Below are 10,354 nucleotides of genomic sequence, written 5' to 3' on the forward strand. Positions count from 1 at the left end.
ACCAGGTGCGGGGGCATTAGTATTTGAGCGGCGTATTGTACGTGAAAATCCCTACAAGGTCATTCCCACTCAGCACAATGCGACTTTATGTGTATCAACCGGATCTCAGGCGCGGCGCCAGGTGGTTCCTTCCCGGCTGTCATCCAGGATAATGCCCTTGTCCAGCAGTTCATCGCGAATGCGGTCTGCTTCGGCAAAATCCTTCCCCTTGCGCGCGTCGGCGCGGGCCTGGATCATCGCCTCGATATCTTCCGCCGTCAGCTCACTGCCGGTATCCGCCTGGAAGAACGCTTCCGGGTCCTGCTGCAGCAAGCCCAGCACCGCACCCAAACGCACCAACACGGCCGCACTGCGCTTGGCAGCCTCTTCGTCACCTCCCCGGCGCTGATGGTTGATGTCATTAGCTACCGCGTGCAACACAGCAATGGCGCCGGCGGTGTTGAAATCGTCCTCCATAGCCTCGGCAAACCGACGATCATGGTCGGACTCCGGCACATCGGCTTCTTTGGCCGGCGTAATGCCACGCAGGGCGTGATACAGCTTGGTCAGCGTGCGGCCAGCTTCGGCCAGGTTGTCTTCGGAATAGTCGACCTGGCTGCGGTAGTGGCTGGACACCAGGAAGTAGCGCACCACTTCCGCCGGGTATTTTTCCAGGATCTCGCGGATGGTGAAGAAGTTGCCCAGAGACTTGGACATCTTTTCTTTATTTACACGAATGGCGCCGGCGTGCATCCAGGTGTGCACAAACTTGTGGCCAGTGGCGCACTCGGACTGGGCAATCTCGTTCTCGTGGTGCGGGAACAGCAGGTCCGGGCCGCCGCCGTGGATATCGAAGGTATCACCCAGGCACTTGGTAGACATGGCAGAGCACTCGATGTGCCAGCCAGGTCGGCCTTCACCCCAGGGTGAATCCCAGCTCACCTCGCCCGGCTTGGCGGCTTTCCACAGGGCGAAGTCGGCCGGGCTGCGCTTGGCTTCCTGCACATCCACCCGGGCACCTGCCAGCAGGTCTTCCAGCTTTTTCTTGCTGAGCTTGCCGTAATCCGGGAACGAATCCACCGCAAAGTACACATCGCCGTTGTCAGCCGCATAGGCGTGGCCACCGGAAATCAGGGTCTGGATCATGGCGATGATATCGTCGATGTACGCCGTCGCCCGGGGCTCATCATTGGGCGCCAGCACGCCCAGACGCGCTTCGTCTTCGTGCATGGCGTGGATCATGCGGCCGGTCAGGTCGGTGTAGACCTCACCGTTTTCGTCCGCCCGACGCAGGATCTTGTCGTCGATATCGGTAATGTTGCGCACGTAGTGCACATCATAACCACGGTGGCGCAGGTACCGGGTAATCACATCGAAGGCCACCAGCACCCGGGCATGGCCCAGGTGGCAGTAGTCGTAAACCGTCATGCCGCACACATACATGCGCACCTTGCCCGGCTCGATGGTTTTGAACTCTTCCTTTTGCTGCGTCAGCGTGTTGTAGATGCGCATTAATTGCCTCCCTTGCCCCAGGAATCCCTCAGGGTCACGGTACGATTAAACACCGGCTTGCCGGCCTTGGCGGTCAGTTCCTGGTCGCAGAAGAAATAACCTTCCCGCTCGAACTGGTACGGCAGGTCGGTGCGCGGCTCGGCCAGGCTCTTCTCTACCCGCGCGCCCTTCAGCACCACCAGGGAGTCCGGGTTCAGGTGGTCCAGGAAGTCGCCTTCCTTGTCGCTGTCCGGATTCTCGTGGTTGAACAGGCGGTCGTACAGATTGATGTCGGACTCAACGCTGTCACTGGCCGATACCCAGTGAATCACGCCGTTAGGCTTGTAGCCTTCGGGGTTCACGCCCAGGGTGTTCGGATCGTATTCGCACTTCAGCTCGACAATCTCGCCGCTGTCATCACGCACAACCTCTTTGCAGGTCATCACGTAACCGCCGCGCAGGCGCACTGCCTGGTCCGGAGCCAGCCGCTTCCACTTGCGCGGTGGTTCCATCTCGAAGTCTTCCCGGTCGATGTACAGGGTCTGGCTCCAGGTGACTTCCCGCTCGCCCATATCCGGCTTCTGCGGGTGCACCGGCAGGGTCAGGGTTTCAACCTGGTCGGCCGGGTAGTTGGTCAGGGTTACCTTGAGCGGCCGCATCACGCACATGGCGCGGGGTGCCCGGTCGTTCAGGTCTTCGCGAATGGCATATTCCAGCATGCCCACATCCACGGTACCGCCAGCCTTGTTCACACCGATCATGTCGCAGAAGCTGCGGATGGATTCCGGGGTATAGCCACGGCGACGCATGCCCGAAATGGTCGGCATCCGGGGATCGTTCCAGCCGTCGACCACGTTTTCGTCCACCAGCCGCTTCAGCTTGCGCTTGCTGGTGATGGTGTAGTTCAGGTTGAGCCGGGCAAATTCGATCTGGCGCGGGTGGCACGGAATGGTGATGTTATCCAGCACCCAGTCGTACAGCGGCCGGTGATCTTCAAACTCCAGGGTACACAGGGAATGGGTAATCCCTTCCAGGGCATCGGAAATCGGGTGGGTAAAGTCGTACATCGGGTAGATGCACCACTTGCTGCCGGTCTGGTGGTGGTCGGCATAGCGAATGCGGTACAGGATCGGGTCCCGCATGTTGATGTTCGGGGAGGCCATGTCAATCTTGGCCCGCAACACCAGCTCGCCGTTCTGGAACTTGCCGTCGCGCATATCCCGGAACAACTGCAGGCTCTCTTCCACCGGACGGTCCCGGTACGGGCTGTTCTTGCCCGGCTCTTTCAGGGAACCCCGGTACTCGGCCATCTGTTCGGCATTCAGCGCGCACACATAGGCCTTGCCCTTCTGGATCAGCTCTTCCGCGAATAAATACAGCTGGTCAAAGTAATCGGAAGCGTAGAGTACTTCGTCTGCCCATTTGTAACCCAGCCACTCGACATCCTGCTTGATGGCGTCGATATACTCCTGGCTTTCTTTTTCCGGGTTGGTGTCATCAAAGCGCAGGTTGCATTCGCCACCGAAGGTTTCGGCAATGCCGAAGTTCAGGCAAATGGACTTGGCGTGACCAACGTGCAGATATCCATTGGGCTCCGGCGGAAAACGGGTAACGACCGTGCCGGTGTGCTCGCCCTTGGCGATGGCATCTTCGATCAGGCTTTGAATAAAGTTGTGGGCTTTCTTCGACTCGGCGCTCATACAATCTCTGTCAACGGGGGATGAAACATGGGAGCAATCCGAAGGCTCCGTGTCGGGTAGGGACAGGCCATTACTGGCCCATCCCCCCCTAAGAACCGTACGTGCGAGTTTCCCCGCATACGGCTCAAGCCTATTTAAGTCAGGCCTTCGCCTGACCGGCAGCTCGCTCAGTAGAGCGCATTCTAATGCCGCTCCACTTAAGAGTCACCTTTGTTCCGCCCTGGCTATGAACCTGGGCGTGGCAGTTGGGATGAAGTAGTACCCGATTCTGTAAGGTATCGGGGCCGCCGTCCACACGTCGAATGATGTGATGGTCGTGCCAGCCTGTTACCTCCGTCACCGGTTGCCCACAGAGTGCACAGAGTCCTTTTTGCCGGATATACAGGCTCATGATCTGTTTACGGAAACGCAGTTTGTGCCGTTGCCGCTGAACTCTGAGAGCTTCCCACTTCAGTTCGTGCTCTACGTCATAGGGCTGATAATCAACCGGTAGACGTTTATGGCGCACGATGGGCGTTCCAGGCAGGTAATACAGTTCCCGGTAGGCCCTCTCCCCTCTGCGATTTATGTAGGGGTACGCAAATACCCGTTTCCGACCGCCTATGTGATGGAAGTATTTCTTCCTGATCCAATTAGCGGACTTATTCGGATGCCTGCGTTTTGCCCACCTCCAGAGTCGCCAGAAAATCAGATTTTCCAGTTTACTGAAGATTTCCTTCGCCACGACTGGGGAATGGTAACTGGCCCACCCCCGCAGCATCGGGTTCAGTTGCGCGATGAGCGCCTCTTGCGTTAGCGCGCCGCTGCTTTTAATGACATCGCTTACCCTCCGATAGAACGTTTTCACGCTCTTCTTTGAGGGCTTGATCAGCAGCTTTGGCTTCCGGTACGGCGATTTCGGCACATACTTTCTGAAATTCCACCCCAGAAAGTCGAACCCCTCGGTGATGTGAGTCAGGTGCGTTTTCGCTTGTGACAGTTCAACGCCTCGCTGTGCAAGGAATTGCTCTATCCAAGGCTTGATGACGTCCGCCAACAGCTCTTTGGAGTCTGCTAGTACGACGAAGTCATCCGCATACCGTATCACATGCACCTTTCTCTTCCCGGCTTTTGTTTTTCCAAGCTGATCAGCCAGATGGCATTTCAGTTGAGCTTCCAGGCCGTTCAGAGTGGCGTTTGCCAAGCTAGGCGAAATGATCCCGCCCTGTGGTGTTCCGGCTGTGGTAGCCGAGTACTGTTGCCGGTCGATAACCCCGGCTTTCAACCACTTTCTGAGGATTGCCTTGTCCATACAGACATTGCGACTCAGCCACTCATGGTTGATGTTGTCAAAGAACCCCTTGATGTCGGCTTCCAGAATCCACTGCGCACCGGTTTGCGGTGCCAGCAGATGGAAAAGCTCCACCATCGCGTCGGCCGTCGAGCGATCTGGTCGAAACCCATAGGATTTCGGATCGCTTGTGACCTCAACAACGGGTTCAAGGGCAAGGACATGAAGCGCTTGCATGGCACGATCCAGCATGACTGGAATGCCAAGCGGACGCTTCTCCTTTTTGCCGGGCTTTGGAATCCATACCCGTTTTAGGGGCTTGGGTCGATAGCCGCGTTTCTCTGACAGACTTTGTACAGCACACCATTTGGCACTGGGCGTCCCCCAGGTGATACCGTCCACTCCGGGCGTTTTTTTGCCCTGGTTTTCGGTTACTCGTTTAACGGCCAAACATCGGCCGTAGAACGAGCTGACTAACAACCGTTGGAGGCGTTTTACCTTCCGCCAGTTTTCGTCTTTTGCCGCCTGCGCGATTCTCAACTGCGTTTTTCGAACAGTGGTTTCCACCGTGGCCCAAGGAACCTCTTGCCAAGATGTTACCCTGCTGCTGGAAGACGCAGACGTTTCTGGGTAAGCCAGATTTGTTTTCATACTGTCCTCCTTGAGGAATTTAAAGAATCCTCCGGAGGCAGATGTCCCCCGAGGGGGATATCTACCCCCTCGGGTTCGTTGCTTTAATCCTCGCCGAAATCGGCAAGTGTCATCACGCTAATAGACCAGGTGCACGTCAGCCATGGTTTCCCACGTCGGCGTGTTTCAGCCGCTATGCTCGCCATTACAGCCAGCCATTTGCTTTTTGCACCTTCCTACTCCTCACTCTGATCAGCTTCGCTTGCGCGTTGCCTGCCCTTTGCTGGGCCAGAGATCAGGGTTTCCACGTTCCCTGTCTGTCACCAATCCATCCCCGTAGGTTCCATCTATCCACCGGCGGTTCTTCGGTACCGCATCACTTAGTTCCACAGTAATGACCAACCGCGTTGCCGATTTTTGGCTGGGGCCGATAATCGCCGTAGGCCCGTCAATAGTTACGATGGGTTTGTCGATGATTCACATGTGTTAACCGTAGGGAGGGGTCACTAGCCGCACCAACTCCGTGCGATTCGGAGTTGATATCCATCTCGTCGCCGAGTTGGATAATCTCTGGGAATGCGACATTGTCAGACGGGCTTCACACCATCGGGTTGGCCCCAATAGCATGCCGTCGTAGTGAACTCGCAGGTACATGCGAGGATCCGATACCTTTCGCCAGGCAGGCGATCAGCCGGACATTAACAGACAGAGCTTTCGCTCCGCGTGGTTGGATACTAAGCACTCAAGTCTCGCGACTTTAGAGACATTGCACTCAGTAACCTATTTAGAGGGCGCACGAACCCCGTAGGGGTCGTGATCCCCTATAGGTAGGGCTTCGTGCTCTGTAACAATTTTTTACAAAAAATTGTCCTTCAGCTTTAAGAAATCACGAAAATCGATCACTTATTGATCGGATAGCCGTAGATTTCTTGTATCGGATGGTCCGATATTTTTCCTGAGCTGTTCGCCCAGTTTAGCTATTCAGCTATGCTTAGTATGCTATTTTCGGCTTCAAATCATTGAATATCAATGATTTCTGGTGCCAAGGCTAGCTACCACCAATCACACGACACGATAACGTGTCGCACGAAACCGCCTATTATACTCACAAATAGTCTCAGGACTCATGCACACAACGAAACTCTTCAGTACAATAGCGACTTTGATCATTCCGACCTCAAACTACAGGAAGCCCTGATGATTCTGCTGAAAACCAACCTCGGTGATATCAAACTGGAACTGGACTACCAAAACGCGCCGGAAACCGCCAAGAACTTCGAACAGTATGTTCGTGAAGGTTTCTACGATGGCCTGATCTTCCACCGGGTAATCAGCAATTTCATGATCCAGGGCGGCGGCTTCGAGCCGGGCATGACTCCGCGCAAAACCCGCGAGCCGATCCAGAACGAAGCCGACAACGGCCTGAGCAACAAAACCGGCACCATCGCCATGGCCCGCACCATGGACCCGCACTCCGCAACTGCCCAGTTCTTCATCAACGTGCAGGACAACGGCTTCCTGGACCACACTGCCAAGAATGCCGAAGGCTGGGGTTACTGCGTGTTCGGTAAGGTTGTTGACGGCATGGACACGGTGAATCAGATCCGCGCCGTTCGCACCACCATGAACGCCGGCCACCAGGACGTTCCCTTCGAGGACGTGGTTATCGAGAAGGCCGAGGTTCTGGAGGACGCGTGACCACGCTGTTTATCTCCGACCTGCACCTGGAAGAATCGCGCCCGGACATCACGGGCGCTTTTCTCGGGTTCCTGAAAACCCACGCCATGGGTGTGGAGCAGCTGTACATTCTGGGCGACTTCTTTGAAGCCTGGATTGGCGACGACGAACGCACGCCGCTACAGGAACAGGTAGCCGCAGCGCTCCGTGAAGTACGGGACAGCGGCACAGAGATTTTTCTGATGCACGGCAACCGTGACTTCCTGATCGGCAACGACTACTGCGAGCGGGCCGGCGCCACCTTGCTGGACGACCCCACCGTGATAGACCTGTACGGCACCCCTGCCCTGCTGATGCATGGCGACAGCCTGTGCACCGCCGATGTGGAATACCAGAAGTTCCGGGCCAACATGCGCAATCCGCAGATGCAGAAAATGATGCTGGCCCGCCCACTGGAAGACCGCCAGCAGATGGCGCGACAGCTGCGCCAGATGTCCATGGCCAAGAATCAGGGCAAAGCCGAAGACATCATGGATGTCACGCCCGAAGAAGTGGTGAAAGAGCTTGAACATCATGGCGTACAGCTGATGATCCACGGCCACACTCACCGCCCGGCCATCCATGACCTGGAAGCCAACGGCGAACCCGCCCGGAGGATTGTTCTGGGTGACTGGGACACGCACGTTTGGTGGCTGGAAGCCCGTTCAGGACAGGAACCGGAACTGAAGAAAGTCCCGCTATGATTCGGGGCCGCCCGCCGGCTCCCGATAGGTTTCCAGCCGCTTCAGCCAGCCTGGCAGCCAGCGTTCCCGCTCAATCGGATTCTCGGCATTCTCTGCCCGCCGGGTAAGCACTCGGCCGGCGGCTTCCCGGAACGACTGCAGTTCCGTTTTATCACCGGCCGCGTCCATCTCCAGCAATACCTGCAACAGCCCCCAGCCTTGGCCCTGGTAACGCTCACCTTCTGCCAGCCCCTCTCCCTTGAAGTTCACATAATCCATAAGGGCGTATACGCCGCCGGGAGTGGCACTCAAGGCTTCCAGATGAGCACTTACCTGCTCCTGGCGATTCTCCGGAGCGGCCTCCACGATCTTGCCCAGAGATTCCGCTGCCCGTCGAAAAATGAACTCCGCCTGAAGCCCCTGGGTTCCGGCCAGAAACTCTCTCAACTCGGCAATCCTGGCAGAATCTTCCAGGGCGAGAAACGCAGCCCGGTCGGGCCAGGGCGCATCGAAGGGCTCGAGGTTGCGCAACCAGTCTGGCACCTTGGCCTGGCGTTGCACCATGTAGCGGATAAGCTGGGGAAAACTTTCTGTGAATCGACCCTCTCCCCCCTCCGGATACCAGATAAAATGCCCGATACCCAGAGACGGAAAGGCTTCGCCTTCATTCCAATGCACCAGGCAGTCAAACCGGCTGGCGCATTCGTTGGCGAAGATTTTCTGGCCCACCCAGTCCAGCTGGGCAGGCTTGAGGGCCAGCGAGTCCGCCGTCACCGGGTCCCGGTCCGCATCGCACCCGGACAAGGGCAGCAGCATGGCCGTCAGCAACAGCGAAATCAGTGGCTTCATTACTGCTCTACAAATGCCCGTTCGATAACATAGTGGCCCATGTCGCCGCCACGGGCTTCTTTAAAGCCCATGTCGTTGAGGATGTTGCAGGTATCCTTGAGCATGCTCGGGCTGCCGCAAATCATGAAGCGGTCCTGCTCGATATCGAAGTCCGGCAGGCCCAGATCCCGCGTGATCTTGCCGGTTTTCATGGCTTCAGTCAGGCGGCCCTGGTTGCGGAACGGCTCCCGGGTAACGGTCGGGTAGTACAGCAGCTTGCCGGACACCATCTCGCCAAAGAATTCATTCTCCGGCAATTCGTCGATCTCTTGCTGGTACGCCAGCTCAGACACGTAGCGCACGCCGTGGGTAAGGATCACCTTATCAAAGGCTTCGTACACTTCCGGGTCTTTGATTATGCTCATAAACGGCGCCAGTCCGGTACCGGTGCTAATCAGCCACAGGTTGCGGCCCGGCAACAGGTTATCCAGCACCAGGGTGCCGGTGGGCTTGCGGCTGACCAGGATCTCGTCACCTATCTTGATCTGCTGCAGGCGGGAAGTCAGCGGGCCATCGGGCACTTTGATAGAGAAGAACTCCAGTTCTTCCTCGTAATTGGCACTGGCAATGCTGTAGGCACGCATCAGCGGCTTGCCATCGGTTTCCAGACCGATCATCACAAAGTGGCCGTTCTTGAAACGGAAGGCCGGGTCCCGGCTGGTTTTGAAACTGAACAAGGTGTCGTTCCAGTGATGCACACTGGTCACGGTTTCTTTCATCATATTGCTCATGGAGCCCTCGCCAGATTATTTGCGGTCAGTCATCAATTGGTAACCAGTTTAACCTTTTGCTTGAAATCGACAAAACAGGCTGTTCTCATAAACCTGTTCGATTTTATCGATAATATGGCCCCACCCATTAAAAAAGCCGCAACAGTGCCGGACCAATCATGAAATACAGTTTCCGTCAGCTCGAAGTCTTCCTTGCCGCCGCCCACTTCCAGAACATCACCCGGGCTGCGGAATCCCTGGCCATGTCGCAGTCGGCTGCCAGCAGTGCCCTTAAGGAACTGGAAAACCAGTTCGACATCCAGCTGTTCGACCGTGTAGGCAAGCGCCTGCAGCTGAACGAGCTGGGCAGGCTGTACCGGCCCAAGGCCGAGTCCCTGCTGGCCCAGGCCACCGAACTGGAACAGGCCCTGAGCAAGCACTCGGAAGTCGGCGCCCTGAAAGTAGGTGCCACACTGACCATAGGTAACTATCTGGCCGTTGGCGTGATGGCCCAATACATGAATACCCCTACCCGGCCGAAAGTATCGCTGGAAGTGGCCAACACCAGCACCATCGCAAAACGGGTCAGGGACTTTGAGCTGGACATCGGCTTGATTGAAGGCGAACTGCAAGCATCGGAACTGGAAGTGATCCCCTGGCGGGAAGACCGGCTGGTAGCCTTCTGCTCCCCTACCCACCCGCTGGCAGCAAAGGGCGAACTGACCGACGACGACCTGCGCGCCGCCACCTGGATTCTGAGGGAACAGGGCTCCGGCACCCGCCAGAGCTTCGAGCGCGGCATGCACGGCCTGCTGCCAGACCTGAACGTATTGCTGGAGCTGGAACACACCGAAGCCATCAAGCGCGCCGTGGAAGCGGACCTGGGTATCGGATGTCTGTCAGAAGTGGTACTGGCCGATGCCTTCAAACGCGGCAGCCTGGTGCCCCTGAAAGTGCCCCACCGGCAGTTTGACCGGCATTTCTACTTCATCCTTCATAAGCAGAAATACCGAAGTGCCGGGATTGCCCGGTGGATGACCTTGTGCCAGGAGCTTTAAAGACTGTTTTTTTGCCACGGAATCCACTGAAAAACACGGAAAGAAAAGATTAAAGAATTTTTTGCCACTAAATCCACGAAAGGACACGAGAGTTATTGTCAAATCTGGTGTATGACCATCAGGCAGCGTTCCTGCCAGATTGATCTTCCACCTGTATTCCATCCTGAAACTGCACGTTGTCCACGACCAGCTTCAGTTGGTCAAACCCCTTGATTCGCTTCCAGCGTTT

The 10,354-nt window shown here is 56.7% G+C and carries 8 protein-coding genes; 3 read left to right on the forward strand and 5 right to left on the reverse strand.

Annotated features, from left to right (window positions below; translation table 11 throughout):
- Positions 1 to 105 precede the first annotated feature (105 nt).
- From cysS to ltrA, 3 genes are all read right to left on the reverse strand, one after another.
- On the reverse strand, positions 106 to 1,491 hold the full coding sequence (cysS, locus tag AC13DJ_RS09520; RefSeq protein ID WP_474539322.1) for a cysteine--tRNA ligase: 1,386 nt from the start codon (positions 1,489 to 1,491) through the stop codon (positions 106 to 108).
- Entirely contained in the window at positions 1,491 to 3,170 is a 1,680-nt protein-coding gene (locus AC13DJ_RS09525; RefSeq protein WP_474539320.1) for a glutamine--tRNA ligase/YqeY domain fusion protein, read from the reverse strand. Before AC13DJ_RS09525 ends, cysS begins: the two co-directional genes overlap by 1 nt.
- A 139-nt stretch (positions 3,171 to 3,309) precedes the next feature.
- The gene (ltrA, locus tag AC13DJ_RS09530; protein ID WP_482933447.1) at positions 3,310 to 5,091 is read right to left on the reverse strand and encodes a group II intron reverse transcriptase/maturase; all 1,782 of its coding nucleotides are present in this window, start codon (positions 5,089 to 5,091) and stop codon (positions 3,310 to 3,312) included.
- A 1,176-nt stretch (positions 5,092 to 6,267) separates the two neighbouring features.
- Between ltrA and AC13DJ_RS09535 the strand changes: the two genes are divergently transcribed.
- Both AC13DJ_RS09535 and AC13DJ_RS09540 read left to right on the forward strand, forming a co-directional pair.
- Positions 6,268 to 6,768 carry a peptidylprolyl isomerase gene (locus AC13DJ_RS09535; RefSeq protein ID WP_232901936.1) on the forward strand — a complete coding sequence of 167 codons (501 nt, stop codon included), beginning with the start codon at positions 6,268 to 6,270 and terminating at the stop codon, positions 6,766 to 6,768.
- Positions 6,765 to 7,490, forward strand: a complete 726-nt coding sequence (locus AC13DJ_RS09540; protein ID WP_199455938.1) for a UDP-2,3-diacylglucosamine diphosphatase — start codon at positions 6,765 to 6,767, stop codon at positions 7,488 to 7,490. The genes AC13DJ_RS09535 and AC13DJ_RS09540 overlap by 4 nt, the downstream gene beginning before the upstream one ends.
- Here AC13DJ_RS09540 and AC13DJ_RS09545 read toward each other — a convergent pair.
- Both AC13DJ_RS09545 and AC13DJ_RS09550 read right to left on the reverse strand, forming a co-directional pair.
- Positions 7,485 to 8,318: a hypothetical protein gene (locus AC13DJ_RS09545; RefSeq protein WP_442914978.1), complete on the reverse strand. Its 834-nt coding sequence runs from the start codon at positions 8,316 to 8,318 to the stop codon at positions 7,485 to 7,487. The two genes, AC13DJ_RS09540 and AC13DJ_RS09545, sit on opposite strands and share 6 nt — an antisense overlap.
- Positions 8,318 to 9,088 carry a ferredoxin--NADP reductase gene (locus tag AC13DJ_RS09550; protein WP_232901935.1) on the reverse strand — a complete coding sequence of 257 codons (771 nt, stop codon included), beginning with the start codon at positions 9,086 to 9,088 and terminating at the stop codon, positions 8,318 to 8,320. The genes AC13DJ_RS09545 and AC13DJ_RS09550 overlap by 1 nt, the downstream gene beginning before the upstream one ends.
- A 158-nt stretch (positions 9,089 to 9,246) precedes the next feature.
- On the opposite strand from AC13DJ_RS09550, the gene AC13DJ_RS09555 reads away from it, so the two are divergent.
- Entirely contained in the window at positions 9,247 to 10,125 is an 879-nt protein-coding gene (locus tag AC13DJ_RS09555) for a LysR family transcriptional regulator (protein WP_199455935.1), read from the forward strand.
- Positions 10,126 to 10,354: the final 229 nt, after the last annotated feature.

Source organism: Marinobacter sp. L-46, assembly GCF_056859535.1.

Coding starts and splice junctions, on each gene's coding strand:
- cysS (WP_474539322.1), bottom strand. CDS start 1,491: ATGCGCATCTACAACACGCTGACGCAGCAAAAGGAAGAGTTCAAAACC.
- AC13DJ_RS09525 (WP_474539320.1), bottom strand. CDS start 3,170: ATGAGCGCCGAGTCGAAGAAAGCCCACAACTTTATTCAAAGCCTGATC.
- ltrA (WP_482933447.1), bottom strand. CDS start 5,091: ATGAAAACAAATCTGGCTTACCCAGAAACGTCTGCGTCTTCCAGCAGC.
- AC13DJ_RS09535 (WP_232901936.1), top strand. CDS start 6,268: ATGATTCTGCTGAAAACCAACCTCGGTGATATCAAACTGGAACTGGAC.
- AC13DJ_RS09545 (WP_442914978.1), bottom strand. CDS start 8,318: ATGAAGCCACTGATTTCGCTGTTGCTGACGGCCATGCTGCTGCCCTTG.
- AC13DJ_RS09550 (WP_232901935.1), bottom strand. CDS start 9,088: ATGAGCAATATGATGAAAGAAACCGTGACCAGTGTGCATCACTGGAAC.
- AC13DJ_RS09555 (WP_199455935.1), top strand. CDS start 9,247: ATGAAATACAGTTTCCGTCAGCTCGAAGTCTTCCTTGCCGCCGCCCAC.